This window comes from Plantactinospora endophytica, from assembly GCF_016862915.1.
Taxonomy (GTDB): Bacteria; Actinomycetota; Actinomycetes; order Mycobacteriales; family Micromonosporaceae; genus Plantactinospora; species Plantactinospora endophytica.
This window is the reverse complement of record NZ_BONW01000013.1, coordinates 166,124-185,111: the sequence shown is the minus strand read 5'-3', so window position 1 is coordinate 185,111 and position 18,988 is coordinate 166,124. Positions and strand designations below refer to the sequence as shown.

Below are 18,988 nucleotides of genomic sequence, written 5' to 3'. Positions count from 1 at the left end.
AGGGAATCCCCGCGAGCTGTCGGTCCGGTGGCCGTGATCCCCTGCGTCGCTACGCTGACCCCGTGAGCGCCGACGGGGACGAGCGGAGACGGCGAGCGGAGACGACGAAGCGGGTGCTGGTGGTCGACGACGACCAGACCGTCAGCGACGTGATCTGCCGTTACCTGGAACACGACGGCTTCCAGGTCAGCCACGTCGGCGACGGGGAGGCGGCCCTCGCGGCCGTCGCCAGGCAGGCGCCGCACCTGGTCGTACTCGACCTCATGCTGCCCAAGATCGACGGCCTACAGGTATGCCGCGAGCTGCGCGCCCGACCGGACGGTGTACCCATCGTCATGCTGACCGCGCGCGGCGACGAGGCCGACCGGATTCTCGGCCTGCAACTCGGCGCGGACGACTACCTGACCAAACCCTTCTCGCCCCGGGAACTCGTGCTCCGGGTCCGGTCGGTGCTCCGCCGCGCCGGAGGTGACCCGCCGGCCGGCGGGCGTGAGATGATCGAGGACGGCAACCTGACGGTGCAGACCACGTCCCGCACCGCTCTGCTGTCCGGAAGGGAGCTGGCGCTGACGCTGCGGGAGTTCGACCTGCTTGTCCACCTGATGCGTCACCCGGCCCGGGTGTTCACCCGGACCGAGCTGTTGGAGCAGGTCTGGGGGTGGAACTTCGGCGACCAGTCGACAGTGACCGTGCACGTGCGACGGTTACGCGAGAAGATCGAGACCGAACCGGCCGATCCTCGACGGATCGTGACGGTCTGGGGCGTCGGCTACCGGTACGGGCCGGCCGATGCGTGACCTGGCGCTGATCTTCGCGATCGCCCTGGCTGCCGCACTCGTCGTCGGCCTCGCCGGGGCGCTGCTGCTGCGGATGCTCCGGCGTAGTTCGATCACCGTGCATCTCTGCGTGCTGCTCGCCACCACGGTGGTCGCGGTCGTGCTCGGAGTGGTGGCGGTCGCCGAGGCGATGTTCCTGTCCCCGCACGACCGGGACGTGGTGCTGATCACCGTCGGCGCGGCGGCGGTGGTCAGCCTCGCCGTCGGCGGACACTTCGGCCGCCGGCTGGCGTCCGCCGCGGTGTGGGCCGAGCAGGCCCGCCAGCGCGAGCGGCAGTTGGAGGAGGGCCGCCGGGACCTGGTCGCCTGGATCTCCCACGACCTGCGGACCCCGCTCGCCGGGCTCCGCGCCATGGCGGAGGCGCTGGAGGACCGGGTGGTGGACGACCCCGAGAGCGTCGAGGAGTACCACCGGCGGATCCGGCTGGAGACCGACCGGATGGCCAGACTCGTCGACGACCTGTTCGAGCTGTCCCGGATCAACGCCGGGGCGCTGCGCCTGTCGCTGACGGCGGTACCGCTCGGTGAGGTGGTCTCCGACGCGCTGGCCAGCACGGCTCCGATGGCCGCCGCCCGGCGGATCAAGCTGGTCGCCGCCGAGTCGGGCTGGCCCACCGTCAGCGCCAGCGAACCGGAGCTGGCCCGGGTGGTGGGCAATCTGCTGCTCAACGCGGTGCGCTACACCCCGGACGACGGCACGGTGCGGATCGAGGCGGGCCGCGAGCGGGACCACGCGTGGCTGTCGGTGGCCGACACCTGCGGTGGGATCCCTCCCGGCGATCTGCCCCGGCTCTTCGACGTCGCGTTCCGGGGCGAACGGGCCCGCACCCCGAGCACCGGCAAGGTGTCCGGGGGCCTCGGACTGGCCATCGTGCACGGGCTGGTCGAGGCACATGGCGGTCGGGTCGAGGTGGGCAACACCGCCGACGGCTGCCGGTTCGTGATCCGGCTCGTCGCCGTCTGACGAGGCGCGTTCCAGTCGCGCTTGAGCAGATCCGGCAGGTCGGCGGCGAACTCGGGGGGACGCTCGGGCGCGGGGACGGGTTCAGGCGGTCTTCAAGTCCGCGGCACCGAACGAGACGCTGAAGCGCTTGCACCAGATGGAGACGCTCCGGAAGTCCGCCGGATCCACCGAGGCGGGCAACTCGTACACCTGGTCACCACGGTTGCCCTTGAGCCGGGCCACTTCGTACCACCTGCCGTCGTCGAACACCCGCCAACCGGCGACGCCGCTGACCACCGGCCGGTCGGTCAGCCACACCCGCAGGTCCGGCCCGTTGGACGTGTCGAGATCGCGCAGGACGAGCCGGTGCCGGCCGTCGGCGAGCCGGAGGATCTGAGCGGTGCCGGTCGTCTCGTGCTCGTGGGTGACGAAGTCACCAGCGGCGAGGACCCGGTTCCCCGTCCCGGCGGCGGAGGGACTGGACACCGCGCCGGCGGACGTGGCGGTGGTTGGCGCGGTCGGCACCTCGACGACCGGTAACGCCTCGTCGACACGTGTGTCGGTGAACAGCTTCCACGGCTGGAACCAGAAGAGGCCGGAGACCGCGACGACTGCCACCAGGACGGCGCCACCCCACGACAGCGGCGACCGAAGCATCTTTGTCCACACCCGACTCAGGCTACGGGGCGATCGTCAGCCGATCCCGGCCGTCATCCATTACGGAAGTCTTACTGATTCCGGCCGGCGAGGACAGTACCGGTTCGTTTCCGGAGTACGGAGCACCCGCTGCCGCTCCGGGCGGGGACATTGGAGCTTCGAGACCGACAGGTGTTCCTGACGCGGAGCCACGCTGCGGACCGCCCTGACCGGGCTGAAGGCGCGCCCGCCAACGGGCCGGGGCCGGGTCGTGCTTCGGCAACGTGGACGACAGGGACGCTGGCGCCGGAAGCGGGTCCGCTTGGCTTCGCTGGACCGCTTCACCGAAGCTGTGTTCGGCGAGATTGAGTTCAGTATGGGGTGGGTGAACGGGCGACGACCTCCAACGGTAGCCGGCTGATGACGGCAGGCCGTTCTCCTGCAGTAGATCCCGGCAGCCATCGGAGCCGCGACGAAGCGCCTAGGAGGTTGCGGTGACAGGTCTGCTCTCGGGTAGCAGTTTGTCCAGGGTGATCGGTAGGTCGCGAACGCGGATTCCGGTGGCGTGGTGGACGGCGTTGGCGATCGCGGCTGCGGCGGAGACCATCCCGATCTCCCCGATTCCCTTCGTGCCCATCGGATTGACGTACGGGTCGTACTCGTCGAGCCAGTGCACCTCGACGTTGCCGACGTCGGCGTTGCTGGCGACGTGGTAGGTGGCCAGGTCCTGGTTGACGGTGGCGCCGAAGCGCGGATCGAGGGCGCCGTGTTCGTGCAACGCCATGGACAGGCCCCAGGTCATGCCGCCGAGCAGTTGTGAACGGGCGGTCCTGGGGTTGACGATACGGCCGACGGCGAAGACGCCCAGTTGCCGGGGAACCCGGATCTCTCCGGTGAACTCGTTGATCCGGACCTCCGCGAACTGTGCGCCGAAGCTGTGCATCGAATACTGCTGGAGGTACGGGTTCTCGGGCATGTCGGCGGTGATCGTTAGGCCCTGCGGTGGGAGCTGCCCGCCGGGCTGGTCGGCCAGGGCGTGGCGTAACTGATCGGCCGCCTCGCAGATCGCGGCGCCCCAGCTCGTGATTCCGGACGAGGCGGCAGCCTCCGAGGCGCAGGGGTAGTTGGTGTCGCCGATCTGAAGTTCCACCTGGGTCAGGTCGACGCCGAGGGCGTCGGCGGCGACCTGTGCCAGCGCCGTCCAGGTGCCGGTGCCGATGTCGGCGGCGCCGATGGACACCGTGTAGCGCCCGTCCGGATGCGCCTGGATACTCGCCGAGCCCGGTAACCGGAACACCGAGTAGAGGGCGGTCGCCACCCCGGTGCCGACCAGCCAACCCTGTGAACGGCGCGCGCGGGGGGTGGGATCACGCTGGTCCCAGCCGAAGCGACGGGCGCCCTCGCGCATACACCCGGCGAGGTTGCGGCTGCTGAACGGTAATCCGGTCAGTGGGTGGGTGTCAGTGTCGTTGCGGATGCGGAACTCGACGGGGTCGACGCCGCAGGCGATGGCCATCTCGTCCATCGCCGATTCCACGGCGAACATGCCGGATGCCTCGCCCGGTGCCCGCATGATCGAGGGAGTGGAGATGTCCAGCTTGGCGAGTCGTTGGCGGGTACGCAGGTTGGGTGTGGCGTAGAGGGTGGGTGTGGAGCGCGTGCTGTGTTCGGCGAACTCCTGGATCCTCGCGGTCGGGGCGGTGCAGCTGTGGGCGACGGCGAGCAGCCGCCCGTCGCGGTCGGCGCCGAGCTGGACCCGCTGAACGGTCGGCGGCCGGTACCCGGTCTGGGAGAACGTCTGCTGACGGGTCAGCTGGAACTTCACCGGCCGGCCGGGCACCATACGGGCGGCCAGCATGGCGAGCACCGCATCGGCCCGGGGCTGGACCTTCGAGCCGAACGCCCCGCCGACGTAAGGCGCGATGATCCGGATGCGGTCGGGGTCGAGATCGAAGACCTGCGCCAGGCATGCACGCGCGACGTGCACCCCCTGGGTGGACATGTGCAGGGTGAAGTGTCCATCTGCCCAGACGGCGATCGTGCTGTGCGGTTCCAGCGGGTTGTGGTGGTATCGCGGGGTGGTGTAGCCCTGATCGAGAGCGAACGGTGCCGAGGAGAGCGCGGCGTCCACATCACCCTTGTCGGTGTCCATCGGAAACGACGGCGCCAACTGCTCCGGCTTGTACAGGTCACGACGCCCCGCGTCGAACACGACATCGTGTGGCCGCGCTTCGTAGTCGACCCGGACCAGGCCGGCCGCGTACCGGGCGATCTCCGAGGTCTCCGCGAGCACCGCGCCGACGAACTGGTTACGAAAGGCGACCTGATCGCTTTGCAGGATGCCCAGTTCGCCGCTGGCGCCGGCCGAGGTTCTCGCGGCGTTGAGGTGGGTCAGCACGCCCAGCACGCCCGGCTGCGCGCTGGCGTGACTGCAGTCGATGCCGGTGATCCGGCCGACGGTGATGGCCGCCTCGACCGGATACAGGTAGACCGGGCGGTCGACCGGCTGCTCGAACGCGTACGGAGCATGTCCCCGTACCTTGGCCGGACCGTCGACCCGGCTCAGCGCCTGCCCCATGGCGCGGGCCGTGATGGTGGTCATCCGGAGATCCCGGTCAGGTTCAGCAGTGTTTCGACGATGGTGTTGCGGGCCAGCGGGACTTTGAACGCGTTGTGCGTCAGGGGCCGGGCTTCGGCCACCTCGGCGCTCGCCGCCGCCCAGAACTGGTCCGGGTCAGCCGGCTGGCCGCGCAGCGCCTGCTCCGCGATGGTTGCCCGCCACGGCTTGTGGGCCACCCCTCCCAGCGCGATACGCAGATCGCGCACCACACCGTCCTGAACGTCGATCGCGGCGGCCACCGATACCAGCGCGAAGGCGTACGAGGCGCGGTCCCGTACCTTGCGGTACCGCGAGCGGACCGCGTATGGCAGTGGCGGGACGTCCACAGCGGTGATCAGCTCGCCGTGTTGGAGGATCGTGTCACGCTGCGGCTCGTTGCCGGGGAGGCGGTGGAGCTGCGCCAGGGGAATCGTCCGCTCGCCGGAGGGACCCTCGGTTCGCACGATCGCGTCCAGTGCCGTGAGCGCCACGGCCATGTCCGAAGGATGGGTCGCCACACACTGCGGCGAGCTTCCCAGAATCGCCATGTCCCGGTTGAAGCCGTCGATCGCCGAACAGCCGGAGCCCGGTTCGCGTTTGTTGCATGGGGTGGTGATGTTCTGCCAGTACGGGCAGCGTGTGCGTTGCAGCAGGTTCCCCCCGGTGGTCGCCATGTTCCGTAGCTGGCCGGACGCGCCGGCCAGGATCGCCTCGGACAGCAGCGGGTAGCGGCGGCGGATCAGTGGATGCGCGGCGAGGTCGCTGTTGGGCACGGCCGCGCCGATCCGTACGCCGCCGTCGGGCAACTCCTCGACCGCGTCCGATGTGAGCTGCCGTACGTCGACCAGCAGGTCCGGCGTGAGCACCTCCAGCTTCATCAGGTCGACCAGATTGGTTCCCGCGCCGAGGAAGGCGCCCTCGGGCGAGCGCGCCAGGAGGGCCACGGCGCCGGCCACGTTCTCGGCACGCGCGTAACGGAACGGCCTCACGCTTCGGCCACCTCCCGGATCGCGGGAACGATATTCGCGTACGCGGCGCAGCGGCACAGGTTCCCGCTCATCCGCTCCCGGATCTCGTCGTCACGCATCCCGCCGGAATCCGGGGTGGCCGGTTGTTCACCGGCCGGGGTGGCGAAGCTTGGCCAACCAGCCGCTGCTTCCCCGAGCATGGCCACGGCGGACACGATCTGCCCCGGCGTGCAGTACCCGCACTGGAACGCGTCGTGTTCGATGAACGACCTCTGCATCGGATGCATCTGGCCGTCGACCGCGAGCCCGGCCGCCGTCACGATCTCGGCCCCGTCGTGCGCCACCGCCAGAAGCAGACAACTGTTCACCCGCCGCCCGTTCAGCAGCACCGTACACGCGCCGCACTGGCCGTGATCGCAGCCCTTCTTCGGGCTGGTGATGCCCAGCCGCTCCCGCAGCGTGTCGAGCACAGTGGTACGGGTATCCACCGACAATCGATGCGTATCGCCGTCCACCCGGATACTGATGTCGACGTCCATACGCCACTCCTCGCAGAAGCCTGTCATCGTCGTAGGCCGAGCCCCAGGCTAGCCGAGATAACGCCTAAAACGGACAGAACCTGAAAGATCAGGCCTAATCTACGTAGGCATCATCATGGGTTGTTCCACGCCGTCAAGTCCTCGGATCCGTTCGAGTGACGGGGACCGTGACCGCCCTGGCGCCCGGTAGAGCGCCAGGGTGACGGGGGTTGAGACTTACGGATTCGGGTACGACCGCCCGGTTGTTGGGGTTCGGCTTGAGGGCGAGGAGAGCATCATGACTGCAGTACTGCTGGTCGTCTCGGCCGCAAAGCGGTGGCGGCTCAGGGACGGCAGCTTTCACCCGACGGGATTCTGGGCCGGCGAGTTTATCAATCCCCACCAGGTCTTCACCCAGGCTGGTTATGACATCACCATCGCGACCCCCGGCGGCGTCGCTCCGACAGTGGACGAAGTCAGCTTGTCACCAAAGTTCAACAACAATGACGATTCCTTAATCAAAGCCCAGCGCGACTATCTGGCGCAAGTTGCGGACCGGCTCGACTCACCGGCCCGCCTTGAGGACGCGAACCCCGACGACTACGACACGGTCTACGTTTCAGGTGGCCATGGTCCGATGGAGGACCTCGCCGACAATCCCACCATCGGCATGATCTTCGCCGCCGTATACGCGAACAAGAACAAGATTGCCGCCGCCGTCTGCCACGGCGTCGGCGCGCTGCTGCCGGCCAGGAACGCCGACGGCAGCTGGAAGTTCACCGGGCGCAGGATAACCGGCTTCACCGATGAAGAGGAGAACGACTTCGGCTTTGGAGACAAGGCTGCATGGCTGCTGGAAAGCAGGCTGCGCGGCGCCGGTGCCGACTTCGCCGGCGGACCGGCCTTCGGCCCGTGCGTCCACGTCGACGGCAATCTCGTGACCGGTCAGAACCCGGCCTCGGCCAAACCGGCGGCGGAAGCCGTCGTCAAGGCGCTCGGACAGTAGCCGTAACACCTGAACCGTCCGGCAGCCCCAGCGCGTTGGTCTTCTTCCCTTCTCTCCGGTTTCAGGGCTGGGTGGGGGTCCGGGTCGCGGTGAGGCCCCAGGTGGTGTACGGCAGCGTGACGGTGCCGCCCAGCTCGTCAACCGCCGTGCCTACGGTCGTCAGTACCTCCGCCAGCCGGTCCGGTGGCAGGCTGGTGAGGCCGCCCGAGGTCGGCATCAGGTCCAGGAGTTCGTCGCGGGTGTACGAGCGCTCCCAGTCGTACCGCCACAGTTCGGGCTCGCCGAACCCGCCCGCCTCGCGGATTCCGTCCGCGGCTCTGGCGTACAGCGCCTGGTACGCGTCCAGGATCGAGCCCCCCGGCCGACCGTCAAACTTGATCGGCGAGTCGGGGGCCACGCGCCGGTACGCGGCGCCGAGGGTGTCCGCCACGGTGGGCGGAAGCTGGTACACATGCCCGAACGGTGCCAGCAGGCCGCCTGGCCGCAGGATCCGGGCCGCCTTCGCCGCGCCCGCGATCGGGTCGACCCAGTGCCAGGCGGTACCGGAGACGACCGCGTCGAAGGTACGCCCAGCCGGCTCCCATGCCTCGAAGGTCGCGACCTCGACCTCGAAGCCGGTCGCCCGGGCGAAGTCGGCCATCCGCGGATCGGCCTCGACACCGAGCACTGTGCGGCCGGCCGCGAGGAACTGACGAGCCTCGATGCCGGTGCCGCAGCCGACGTCGAGGAAGTCGGTGCCGGGACTGGCCGTCACGATCCGTTCGATCATGGCTTCGGGGTACGGGGGCCGGGTCCGGTCGTACCGCTCGGGGTCGATCCCGAACGACTCCGCCATCCGACGGTGCAGGTGCGGTTCCGACCCGGGCGAGGACGATATAGTGGGCATGCGCCCACCATAGTGGGCGCATGCCCACTGCTGCAACCACACACTCGCCGAGGGAGGGACTTCTCGTTGCCGACCGGCGTAGCGCTGCAAGATCCGCGCGGACTACTCTTCGACGCCGCCGTACGGGTGCTGGTCCGGGACGGCGTCACCGGTCTGACCAGTCGGGCCGTCACCATCGAGGGGGGCGTCGCCAAGGGGGTCCTACACCGGCACTTCGCCGACTTCGACGCCTTCCTTGCCGATCTGGTGCTGGACCGCATTGCCCGGGTCGAGACCCAGGCCACCGCCCTGCGGAACGCAGCCGGGACCGGCGCTGTGGCCGACAACCTGACCCAGGCCCTGATGGTCCTCTTCGAGCCGGTCATGGTATCGATCGTGGTCCTTGTCATCGCCCGCGACGAGCTGCGCACGCGGCTGCGTGCCGCCGGCACTGCCCGGTTCCCGCTCGTCGGCGAGGGCGCGGCCATGATCGCCGGGTACCTGAGGGTCGAGCGCGACCATGGCCGGATCGCGTCCGACGCCGACGTCGACACGCTCGCGCCCGCCCTGATCGGCGCCGCGCACCTGCTGTTCACCGAGCGGAAGGGCAGCCAACCGGAGCCCGCAGCCGTCCACAAGGTCGTGACCACGGTCCTGGCGAGCGCCCTGCGGTGACTGTGGTCCCACACCCGAACTCGACGGCCAAGGAATCCGCTCATCGGCATCGGCGGAGGTTCGACGGCCAACGTCCCAGGCACGCGACCGGAGGCGAACCGGACGTGGATCGTCCGGAACCGGCCGTACGATGGCCCGCATGGCCATCGCCCGCTTCCCCAGCATCGTTCTCGACTGTCCCGATCCTGGTGCGCTCGCCAGGTTCTACGGCGCGATGTTGGATTGGCAGGTCGACGTCTCCGCCGACTGGGCCGAGGTCCGCGCGGAGTACGGTCAGTGCATCTCGTTTCAGCAGGTGGATGGGTACCGGCCGCCGACGTGGCCAACGCAGGAACTGCCTCAGCAGATGCACCTCGATGTCGTCGTCGACGACCTCGATGCCGCCGAGGCGGCGGTGCTCGACCTCGGCGCGACCAAACACCCGCACCAACCCGGTGCGTCGTTCCGGGTCTTCCTCGACCCGGCAGGTCATCCCTTCTGCCTCTGCACAAACTGATCCGGACGGGCAATCCTCAATCGCAACAACGTCCGCTTCTCGGCACGATCGTGCGCCACACGCCAGCCGGGAGCCCGCAACTCGACACCGCCCTCGGCAACGGCCGCGAGGACCGGCAATCGATGTACGTTCGCGGGGCGTCGCCTCACCCACCTCTATCTCGGTGAGCGCATCGGCAAGGTACTCGGCTGGGTCTTGGATGTCGTCCCGGTCATCGCCCTGACTTGCAAGGTTCAGGCGTCGACCCGTCCATGCGGCGGCACCTCTACCGTCCGGTTTCCGGGCGTACCGCCGATGACAATCCGGCGCAGCGACGTGTTGTTGGTGGCGTGCCACGGCCCGCCGACACCAACGACGAGGCCCTTCGCCTCGGCCAACGGCAACAGACTGCCTCACGTCCTCGCCGAGTTTTTTGCGCAGCGGTGCTAACGCCCGCGCCCGTCACGAATCCGACCAGGGCCATGCGCGCTCTGCCGCAGACTGCCCGTCCCGCTCGGCCAAGGCGCCGAAGCTACTGGTCGAGCAGCCCACCGTGCCGGCGACTTCCCGCCGGTATCGTCGCCGGATGTACCTGATCGAGATCACGCCGACGCCGGCCGTTTCCGGCGACCGGAACACCATCGGTGGCTCGCCGATCCTGGCACCGGACCAGACCTGGCCGGCCTGCCGGTGCGGTACCCGGATGGCGCTCTTCTTCCAGCTCGACATCCCGCCGGACGTGCCCACCTTCGGCGGTGACCACCTGCTGGCGTTCCAGTGCCCACGACACAACGAGGCATGCTTCCCACCTCGGGAGCGGCAGCTTCCACCGCACTACTGGGACCGACCGCCGCCCCCGAACGAGATGTCGTTCTGGCGGATCCTGCGGCAACGCACCGGGGTCCCGGCCAGCACCGCCGACCCCTATCTCCGGCCGCTCCGGCTGACGGTTGCACGCGCCGAGAAGTCCGGCGGCAGGCGTGACGGCAGCCCGGCGTTCAGGGTGGGCGGGCGCCCGGCCTGGCTCCAGCGGCCGGAGCGGTACCGATGCGCCTGCGGCTCCGACCTGGCGTTCCTCGCCCAGATTCCGGAAAACCTCGGCTTTCCCAAGCGCCCCGAGGCGGACGAGCAGCAGGACTCGTTCCGCGCCGACGAGTACGGCATGTTCCTGGGCAACGAGATCTACCTGCTGGCCTGCCCCGATTGGTGCGATCCGGCGGCGGTGTGGCCAGTCAACCAGAACTGACCCGGCACTTCGGCTGTGTTTCGGCTGCCGCGGAAGCGGCCGGAATCTCCGAGATGTAGTTCTCCACCCCGAAACGACCCGGCCTCGCGCTGGCGACCGTCGGACCGGGACGAGACAGGTAGGGCTGCCCCTACCAGCAGGTTCCAAGGTCGCCATATGCCGGTCCGGCGGATCTGCCGGCAAGGTCATGGACATGCAAAACACGATTGGGTACCCGGCCCGCGACGCCGAGGTGGTCGAGTTGGTCGACGTCGTCAAGACCTATCCGGATGGCGCCGGAGTACGGGCTCTGGACGGGGTGTCGGTCGCCTTCGGGCGGGGCACCTTCTCGGCGGTGATGGGGCCGTCCGGCTCCGGGAAGTCGACGTTGCTGCACTGCGCGGCGGGGCTGGACCGGCCGGACTCGGGCCGGGTGATGCTCGCCGGTCGGGAGATCGGCACGTTGCGCGAGCCGGCACTGACCAAGGAGCGCCGCCGCCGGGTCGGGTTCGTGTTCCAGTCCTACAACCTGCTGGACGCCCTGTCGGTGTGGCACAACGTGCTGCTGCCGCAGCGGCTCGCCGGGGTACGCCCGGATCAGCGGTGGGCGCGGGAGGTGATCGCCCGGGTCGGCCTGAAGGGTCGGGAGAACGACCGGCCGGGGCAGCTCTCCGGTGGGCAGAAGCAGCGGGTGGCGCTCGCCCGGGCCCTGGCCGCCCGCCCCGAGGTGATTTTCGCCGACGAGCCGACGGGTGCCCTGGACCTGGCGAGCGGGCGCGAGGTGCTGGGCCTGCTCCGCGAGGTGGTGGACTCGCTCGGTACCGCGGTGGTGATGGTGACCCACGACCCCGCCGCTGCGGCCTGGGCCGACCGGGTGGTCTTCCTCGCCGACGGTCGGATGGTGGACGAACTGGCAGACCCCACCGCCGAGAAGGTCGCCGAGCGCATGATGGCGGTGAGCGCCCGATGATCCGGCTCGCCCTCGGCACGCTGCGCCGGCACCGCGGCGCCTACCTCGGCACCTTTCTCGCGGCCCTGCTGGCCGTGGCGTTGCTCGCCAGCGGCGGCCTGCTGCTCTTCTCGGTCCTCACCGCGCAGCCGCCGGCCGACCGGTTCGGCGCCGCGACCGCAGTGATCTCCGGCGAGCGAGAGATCACCCTGACCACTACCAAGGAGAAAAAGGACAAGGTCAAACGCAAGACCAAGAGCGAGGGGCTGACCGGCGCCGGTACCCTTCCCGCCGACCTGGCCGGCCGGGTCGCGGCGCTGCCCGGAGTGGCCGCCGCGGTGCCGGACGCCGCGTTCCCGGTGCTGCTCGCCACCGGCGACGGCCGGCCGGTACGGGGCGCCGACGACGCGCCGGTGATCGGGCACGGCTGGGCCTCGGCGTCGCTGACGCCGTTCACGCTGCGGGCCGGTGCGGCACCCCACCGAGGCGAGGTGGTGCTCGACGCCGACCTGGCCGCCCGAGCCGCCGTCCAGCCCGGCGCCTCGATCCAGATCACCACCAGGACCGGGGTGCACACGCTGCGACTCTCCGGTGTCGCCGCACCCGCACGCGGGAACGGGCTGCCCGCGCAGGGCGCGCTGTTCCTGGCCGACTCGCAGGTCGGGGAGATCTCCGGGCTCGCCGGCCCGACCGCGGTGGCCGTCGTCGCCGGACCCGGCACCGACGGGCCGGCAGTGCTCGCGGCGCTGCGTGCCGAGTCCGGGCAGGCTCCGGTGTTGACCGGTACGGACAAGGTCCGCGCCGACCTGCCGGGTGCGCTGCCGGACTACATCGCTCCGATCTCCATCTTCGGTTTCGTCATCGGCATCACCGCCTTCGCCGCGATCTTCGTGCTCACGGGCACGGTCGCGCTCGGCGTCCGGCAGCGGCTGCGCGAGTTGGCGCTGCTGCGTACCGTCGGGGCCACCCCCGGGTTGCTGCGCCGGCTGCTCGGGCTGGAAAGCGTCCTGGTCGCCCTGCTTGCCGCCGTACCGGGCTGCCCGCTCGGCATCGTCGTCGCCAATCTGGTCGCCGCCCGGTTCCGGGAGCTGGGCGCCGTACCGGCGCAGTTCACGGTCCAGACCAACATCGGAGTGCTGCTGGCCACGGTCGGCGCCGGTGTGCTCGTCGCTTTCGTCTCCGCCCGGCTCGCCGGTCGCCGCGCGGTACGGATCGCGCCGACGCAGGCGTTGGTCGAGACCGCGACCGCCCCGGGCGGCGGGCAGGCTGCCCGGCTGCTCCTGGCCGTGTCCCCGGCCGGCGGAGCGATCGCGGTGCTGACCTTCGTGCCGCTGGGCGGACAGTTGGGCGTGGGCATGGGCTTCGTCTCCTGCGCGCTGCTGCTCTGTGCCGTCGCCGCCGCCGGTCCGCTGCTGGTCCGGCTGCTCACCGCAGGCGTCGCCCGGCTGGTCGGTGCGACCGGGGTGACCGGCTGGCTCGCCGGGGCGGTCAGCCGGGCGGAGACCCACCGGGTCACCGCGGTCGCCGTACCGCTGACGCTGATGTTCGCCATCAACGCCACCATGCTGCTCAACTCGGAACTGTCCACGAAACTGGCCGCCGAGGAGCAGGCACTGCGTACCGCGCCGGCGGCGGTGCAGGTGACCGCGCCGGGCGGGCTTCCGCTCGGCACCGTCGAGCGGATCGCGGCACTGCCCGGGGTCAAGGGCGCTGCGGCCACGCTGCCGACCCGGGTCGTGCTCGACGAGGGCGGCAAGCCGGAGGATCATCCCGCCCAGGGCCTGTTCGAGGCCGGCCCCGAGCGGGCCATGGATCTCGGCGTGCGCCAGGGGGCGCTGGCCGGGAAGGACACGTTCGCGGCCAGCGACGACCTTGCCGACGCCCGCTCCTGGCGGCTCGGTGACAATGTCGGCATGTGGCTCGCCGACGGACAGCAGGTGACGCTGCGTCTCGCCGCGATCTACGAGCGCTCGCGGGGCTTCGGCGAGCTGGCGCTGCCCGCCGTACTGGTCGCGGCGCACGACCCGCGCGGGTTGGCCGCCACGGTCGCGCTGCGCGGCGACGACGTCGCCGGCGCGGTGCACGCCGCGCTGCCGTCGCTGACCGTGCTGCCCCGCACCGAGGCGGCCCCGGCCGGTGACGCGCAGGAGCAGCAGGGCGCCTGGGAACTGCTGGTCGTGATCTCGCTGGGGTTCACCGCGATCGCCGTGGTGAACACGTTCGCCATCGCGACCGGTGCCCGCCGACGCGAGTACGCCGACCTGCGGCTGGCGGGGGCGACCACCGGACAGATCTGGCGGATGGCCACCCGGGAGAGCGTGCTCGCGGTCGCGGTGGGCCTGCTGCTGGGATGTGCGGTCACCGCCATCGTGGTCGGGGCGTTCAGTACCGCCCAGGACGGACGGTTCCGGCTGGTGGTCGATGCCGGGACGTACTTCGGGATGCTCGGCGGGGTCGGGCTGCTGGGGTTGCTCGCCGGCTCGGTACCGGCCCGGCTGGTCCTGCGCCGGGGCAGCCTGCCGGCACAGGCGGAAGGACGCTGACCCGTGCCACCCCGGCCCTGGAAGACCCTGACCGGAGCGGCCCAGGTGCCGCGCACCGGGCGGTCGCTCGGATACCTGGTCACCAGCCTGGCCGCCGGGGTGGCCGGGTTCGCCTGGAGCCTGGCGTCGACGCTCGCCGTCGGGCTCGTCTCGGTCACACAGCTCGGCCCACCGGCGTTCCTCGGCGCGGCCTGGGTCACCCGGCGGCTCGCCACGATCGAGCGGCACCGGGCCGGCTGGCTCCTCGGCGCGCCGATCGGGTCTCCCTACCTGCCGGTCGAGGACGGCTCGACGCGGCAGCGGATCCGCGAGGTGGCGGTCCAGCCGGCGACGTGGCGCGACCTGGCCTGGCTCGTCGTGCTGCTTCCGCTCGGTCTGGCCGGCGGCATCGCGGGGATCGTGGTCACGGCGGTCACCCTCGGCATGGCCGTCGCGCCGGCCTGGGCCTGGGCGGTGCCGAACCCGAACGCACCGTTCCTGATCAAGCCGGCGATGACGACCACGCCGGGTCGGTTCGTGCTCAGCCTGCTCGGGCTCGCGCTGCTGCCGGTCGCCGCCTGGCTGGTGCGCCAACTGGCCGGGGGCCAGGTGTGGGTCGCCCGTGCGCTGCTGGCCCCCGGGAACCACCGGCAGCTCGTCGAGCGCGCCGCCCGACTGGCCGAGAGCCGGGCCCGGGTGGTCGACGCCCAGGCCGCCGAGCTGCGCCGGATCGAACGGGACCTGCACGACGGGGCGCAGGCCCGGATAGTCGCCGCCGGGATAACCCTGGCGTTGGCCGAACGGAAGTTGCGGACCGGTGGGGAGATCGTTCCGGACGTACGGCTGGCGCGTCGGCAGCTCGACGACGCGCTCGCCGAACTGCGCCGGCTGGTCCGGGGCATCCACCCGCCGATCCTCACCGACCGTGGCCTGTACCAGGCGCTCGCCGCCCTGGCCGCGGACAGTCCGCTGGCGGTGGAGGTACGCGGCGACCCGGCCGACCGCTACCCGGCGGCGATCGAGTCGGCCGCCTACTTCGTGGCCGCCGAGGGGCTGGCCAATGCGGGCAAGCACGCCGAGGCGACCTCCTGCCAGATCGTGCTGACCCGGACCCCCGGGCTCGTCACCGTCACCCTGACCGACGACGGTCGGGGCGGCGCCGACCTGACCGGCAGCGGCCTGTCCGGGCTGCGCCAGCGGGTCGAAGCCCTCGACGGAACACTGACCCTGACCAGCCCGGTCGGTGGTCCCACCAGTCTGCACGCGGAGTTCCCATGCGCATCGTGATCGCCGAAGACCTGCTGCTGCTCCGCGACGGGCTGGTACGAATGCTCACCGACACCGGGCACGAGGTGGTCGCCGCGGTCGACAACGCCACCGAGCTGTCCAGCGCGGTGACCACCCACCGGCCGGATCTATCCATCGTGGACGTACGCCTGCCGCCCGGCTTCCGCGACGAGGGCCTGCGCGCGGCCCTGGCGATCCGGGCCGCCGACCCGGACGCCCGGGTCCTGATCCTCTCCCAGTACGTCGAGCGGGCGTACGCCGCCGAACTGCTCGCCGACGGTCGGGGCGGCGTCGGCTACCTGCTCAAGGACCGGGTGACGGCGCTGGACGACTTCCTCGACGCGGTGGAGCGGGTGGCCGGCGGCGGAACCGTGATGGACCCGGAGGTGGTCCGGCAACTATTCGCCCGCAACAGCCGGAACCGGGGCGTGGCGGCACTCACCGCCCGGGAACGCGAGGTGCTCGACCTGATGGCCCAGGGCCTGTCCAACTCCGCGATCTGCGCCGCCCTGGTCCTTGCCCCGGTATCGGTGGAGAAACACATCACCAACATCTTCGCCAAGCTCGACCTGCCGCCCGCCACCGACTCGCACCGCCGGGTACGCGCCGTGCTGGCCCACCTGAACCAGGACCGGTAGGGCTGTCCCCACGCAGTCCAGTTGTCGCCATGATCTGCGGCCGGGCCTGCGAAACAACCATCGGGCATGACGGAAACGCTCCCGACCACGCCCGACAGGCATCCCCGGCGACCGCCGGCCCACGGCGCTGGCACCGACCGCTGCTCGTCGTCGCGGCCGGAATGCTGTTGCCGAGGCCGGTCGCCGCCGTCGGGCTCTTCTTCGACCACCGGGTACTGGTCGGTCCGCCGCAGGTCTGGGGACCATCACACAGGCAGGATGAGTAGACACCGTCTACTACCAGCTGGTAGACAGCGTCTATGCAAGCTGACGAGGGTTTACGCGACCGCCTCATCCGTGTCGGCGGCGAACTACTCGACAACGAGGGCCCGTCCGCGGTGTCACTACGAGAAATCGCCCGACGCGCCGGCGTCTCGCACGGCGCGCCGCGCCGCTACTTTCCCACCCACCTGGAGTTGCTGTCGGCCATCGCCCGCGACGGGTTCACCGACCTCACCACCCGGGCCAACTCCGCCCTGGCCGAGGCGGGAGGCAACCCACGCGCCCAGCTTGCGACGCTGGCCCAGGTCTACCTGGACTTCGCCGCCACCCGGCGCGGCCGGTACGAACTGATGTTTCGCCACGACCTGCTGGAAAGCGGCCACCTAGGGCTACGCGACACCAGCCTCCCGCTCTTCCGGCTCCTCACCGACCTGGTCGCGCAGGCCCGGCCCGCCCCCGAGCCGCCGGCCCAGGTCACCGCAGGAGCACTCTGGGCCAACCTGCACGGCATCGCCCAACTGTGGAACTGGGGCAGCCTCACCCTCGCGACCGGCGCCACCGATCCCGCCGCACTGCTCGACGCCACCCTCACCGCCCACCTCGGACCCGCTGCATGACCCGCACCCCACCCCTGTACGGGCTGGCCCAGCACACCGTCGGCCGATACCTGAGCCATTCCTGGCGCCCCACCGTCGACGGCCTCGGCCACCTCCCCGACACCGGAGGCGCGATCCTGGCCGCCAACCACCTGTCGGTCGCCGACCAACTGTTCCTCGGAATCCTGACACCCCGACACATCGCCTTCTGGGCCAAGGCCGAATACTTCCGCTCTCCCGGGCCCCGTGGCCACCTCACCCGACGAATCGTCACGGGCATGGGCGCCATCCCGGTCGAGCGGAACGGCGGCCGGGCAGCCCTCGCGGCATTCGACGCCGCAGTGCCCGTACTCCGCTCCGGCGGCCTGGTAGCCGTCTTCCCCGAGGGCACCCGCTCCCCCGACGGCCGCCTCTACCGTGGCCGCACCGGCGCAGTTCGCCTCGCCCACCAGGCCAGCGTCCCCATCATTCCGGTCGGCATCCGCGGCACAAACCACGTACGCCCGCCCGGGTCACGCCTTCCCCGACGCCACCCGATCAGCATCACCTTCGGGCCAGCCATCCCGGTGCACATCGAGGCGCCGGCGGACATCCGCCGGCTCACCGACACCCTGATGGCCACCATCCAGTCCCTCACCTGCCAGGAATACGTGCCGCACTACGCCCGTAGGTGACCACGACGCGTGTACCGCACGAGGCATCGGACTTCCCGCCAACCCAAACGGGGATCAAACCAGCACGAGAGTTGCGGTTGCGGCCCTGCTTGAGGCGGAGGTGGTCGAGAATCCGTTGCGTGATTTCGTCCGGTTCCCGGCGGACGAAGTACCACCGGCGCCCCGTACCAGGCCGCCGCCGAACTCGACCTACCGACCCTGGGCGACCGCTCTGGTCGGTCTTAACGATCCTGGCGTCCAGTTGGCGTTCAGTTGGAATCCAGTCGATGACCGCATCGTCACCGGTAGCCCTTCCGTAGTCGCAACTGTCCACTGCGTGATCGGTATCGCCCGCCGTACCGATCATCGACCCGACCGCACGGTGCCAGAGGGACAGCGACCGCAGCGCCGAAATGGAGGTTCACCGTACGCGTCCCTGAGCCATCGCGAATATCCACGGATGTCGACCACGCACTGCGGCTACGACCGACTCGCAATCTACAAGGAGCCTCATGAAACTGCGACGTCTACGATCTCTTCGGCTTCTCGTCGTCGTGTTCACCGCCTCGCTGGCGAGTCTCACCCTGAGCGCCACGCCGGCCGCCGCACAAGCAGTCGGCCCACGCGCCGCGTTCAGCGATCCCTCCGCCATCACCGTGCAGGCACCCGGTGCACCGATCCTCTGCCACGTCAGCTACGGCAACGACGTCACCGTGTACAACGGCGCCCTCAACGTGACCTGGGCCGTTGCTTGCCGGTGGACCGACGACAACCAGTTGGCGACCGAGACCGACGCCATCTTCATGCAGATCGGCATCGCCCAGCACGGCATCATCCTCGCCCCGGTGAAGACCTGCCCGGTGGCTCTCGGCCCATCTACGACCTGCAGTCACAGCGTGCCCTTCAACGGAGTGTCCGGCCGTGTCCAAAGTGTGATGGCGGCCACGGTGACGTGGAAGGACGGCTACCCTCCGATCAGAGGAACGTTCTACTCCCCCGGCTCCATCATCACCTGACCACTACTTCCGCTGACAAGCCCTCCCGAAGCGGACGCTGACAGTCCGACCGCCATCGGGAGGGCTCCAGCACGTCCGCCCCCACCAAGGTCGACTAATTCAAGGAACTCAAACAGATCCGCGCGTAGGCAGCCCGCAGCAAGGCCGTCCTGGCCGGACTCTTCACGACGTAGAGCTCCGGCCGGGTCGACGGACGAAACACCAGAGCTAGACTGGTCAACCGCCTCGGCTACGGCCGCGCGAGCTTCAACCTGCTCCGCAAACGCATCCTGCTTCAGGCGCGAGCCAACGCCACAAGATCACCGAAAGCGGCGCTCGGG

Annotated in this window: 19 protein-coding genes; 13 read left to right on the top strand and 6 right to left on the bottom strand. The window is 70.3% G+C overall.

Annotated elements, in window-relative coordinates; all coding sequences use genetic code 11:
• Positions 1–62 precede the first annotated feature (62 nt).
• Entirely contained in the window at positions 63–797 is a 735-nt protein-coding gene (locus Pen02_RS13820; protein WP_203866402.1) for a response regulator transcription factor, read from the top strand.
• Complete coding sequence (locus Pen02_RS13815; RefSeq protein WP_203866401.1) at positions 790–1,800, top strand: sensor histidine kinase; 1,011 nt, start codon at positions 790–792, stop codon at positions 1,798–1,800. Before Pen02_RS13820 ends, Pen02_RS13815 begins: the two co-directional genes overlap by 8 nt.
• 81 nt (positions 1,801–1,881) lie before the next feature.
• Here the strand turns inward: Pen02_RS13815 and Pen02_RS13810 are convergent, their stop codons facing one another.
• From Pen02_RS13810 to Pen02_RS13795, 4 genes are all read right to left on the bottom strand, one after another.
• On the bottom strand, positions 1,882–2,448 hold the full coding sequence (locus Pen02_RS13810; protein ID WP_203866400.1) for a DM13 domain-containing protein: 567 nt from the start codon (positions 2,446–2,448) through the stop codon (positions 1,882–1,884).
• Positions 2,449–2,896: 448 nt separating this feature from the next.
• Entirely contained in the window at positions 2,897–5,017 is a 2,121-nt protein-coding gene (locus Pen02_RS13805; protein ID WP_203866399.1) for a xanthine dehydrogenase family protein molybdopterin-binding subunit, read from the bottom strand.
• Positions 5,014–6,003 carry an FAD binding domain-containing protein gene (locus Pen02_RS13800; RefSeq protein WP_203866790.1) on the bottom strand — a complete coding sequence of 330 codons (990 nt, stop codon included), beginning with the start codon at positions 6,001–6,003 and terminating at the stop codon, positions 5,014–5,016. Before Pen02_RS13800 ends, Pen02_RS13805 begins: the two co-directional genes overlap by 4 nt.
• A complete protein-coding gene (locus Pen02_RS13795; protein WP_203866398.1) occupies positions 6,000–6,521 on the bottom strand; it encodes a (2Fe-2S)-binding protein in 522 nt (173 codons plus the stop codon). The genes Pen02_RS13800 and Pen02_RS13795 overlap by 4 nt, the downstream gene beginning before the upstream one ends.
• 277 nt (positions 6,522–6,798) lie before the next feature.
• On the opposite strand from Pen02_RS13795, the gene Pen02_RS13790 reads away from it, so the two are divergent.
• The gene (locus Pen02_RS13790) at positions 6,799–7,506 is read left to right on the top strand and encodes a type 1 glutamine amidotransferase domain-containing protein (RefSeq protein ID WP_203866397.1); all 708 of its coding nucleotides are present in this window, start codon (positions 6,799–6,801) and stop codon (positions 7,504–7,506) included.
• Positions 7,507–7,567: 61 nt separating this feature from the next.
• Here Pen02_RS13790 and Pen02_RS13785 read toward each other — a convergent pair whose 3' ends face one another.
• Complete coding sequence (locus tag Pen02_RS13785) at positions 7,568–8,392, bottom strand: class I SAM-dependent methyltransferase (protein ID WP_203866396.1); 825 nt, start codon at positions 8,390–8,392, stop codon at positions 7,568–7,570.
• Positions 8,393–8,518: 126 nt separating this feature from the next.
• Here Pen02_RS13785 and Pen02_RS13780 point away from each other — a divergent pair, with 126 nt between their 5' ends.
• Both Pen02_RS13780 and Pen02_RS13775 read left to right on the top strand, forming a co-directional pair.
• Entirely contained in the window at positions 8,519–9,046 is a 528-nt protein-coding gene (locus Pen02_RS13780; protein ID WP_239140634.1) for a TetR/AcrR family transcriptional regulator, read from the top strand.
• A 139-nt stretch (positions 9,047–9,185) separates the two neighbouring features.
• Complete coding sequence (locus tag Pen02_RS13775; RefSeq protein ID WP_203866394.1) at positions 9,186–9,542, top strand: VOC family protein; 357 nt, start codon at positions 9,186–9,188, stop codon at positions 9,540–9,542.
• Between the two features lie 233 nt (positions 9,543–9,775).
• Here the strand turns inward: Pen02_RS13775 and Pen02_RS13770 are convergent, their stop codons facing one another.
• On the bottom strand, positions 9,776–9,919 hold the full coding sequence (locus tag Pen02_RS13770; RefSeq protein ID WP_203866393.1) for a hypothetical protein: 144 nt from the start codon (positions 9,917–9,919) through the stop codon (positions 9,776–9,778).
• A 188-nt stretch (positions 9,920–10,107) separates the two neighbouring features.
• Between Pen02_RS13770 and Pen02_RS13765 the strand changes: the two genes are divergently transcribed.
• The 8 genes from Pen02_RS13765 (at position 10,108) to Pen02_RS13730 (ending at position 18,668) form a co-directional block, all read left to right on the top strand.
• Positions 10,108–10,767 (top strand): hypothetical protein, encoded by a 660-nt coding sequence (locus Pen02_RS13765; RefSeq protein WP_203866392.1) that lies wholly within the window; start codon positions 10,108–10,110, stop codon positions 10,765–10,767.
• A 193-nt stretch (positions 10,768–10,960) separates the two neighbouring features.
• On the top strand, positions 10,961–11,716 hold the full coding sequence (locus Pen02_RS13760; RefSeq protein WP_203866391.1) for an ABC transporter ATP-binding protein: 756 nt from the start codon (positions 10,961–10,963) through the stop codon (positions 11,714–11,716).
• Complete coding sequence (locus Pen02_RS13755; RefSeq protein ID WP_203866390.1) at positions 11,713–14,238, top strand: ABC transporter permease; 2,526 nt, start codon at positions 11,713–11,715, stop codon at positions 14,236–14,238. The genes Pen02_RS13760 and Pen02_RS13755 overlap by 4 nt, the downstream gene beginning before the upstream one ends.
• 3 nt (positions 14,239–14,241) lie before the next feature.
• Positions 14,242–15,504: a sensor histidine kinase gene (locus tag Pen02_RS13750; RefSeq protein ID WP_239140632.1), complete on the top strand. Its 1,263-nt coding sequence runs from the start codon at positions 14,242–14,244 to the stop codon at positions 15,502–15,504.
• Entirely contained in the window at positions 15,492–16,142 is a 651-nt protein-coding gene (locus tag Pen02_RS13745) for a response regulator transcription factor (RefSeq protein ID WP_203866389.1), read from the top strand. The genes Pen02_RS13750 and Pen02_RS13745 overlap by 13 nt, the downstream gene beginning before the upstream one ends.
• Before the next feature lie 299 nt (positions 16,143–16,441).
• On the top strand, positions 16,442–17,020 hold the full coding sequence (locus Pen02_RS13740; RefSeq protein WP_203866388.1) for a TetR/AcrR family transcriptional regulator: 579 nt from the start codon (positions 16,442–16,444) through the stop codon (positions 17,018–17,020).
• On the top strand, positions 17,017–17,673 hold the full coding sequence (locus tag Pen02_RS13735) for a lysophospholipid acyltransferase family protein (RefSeq protein ID WP_203866387.1): 657 nt from the start codon (positions 17,017–17,019) through the stop codon (positions 17,671–17,673). The genes Pen02_RS13740 and Pen02_RS13735 overlap by 4 nt, the downstream gene beginning before the upstream one ends.
• 491 nt (positions 17,674–18,164) lie before the next feature.
• Positions 18,165–18,668, top strand: coding sequence for a hypothetical protein (locus Pen02_RS13730; RefSeq protein ID WP_203866386.1), 504 nt, complete (start codon positions 18,165–18,167; stop codon positions 18,666–18,668).
• Positions 18,669–18,988 lie beyond the last annotated feature (320 nt).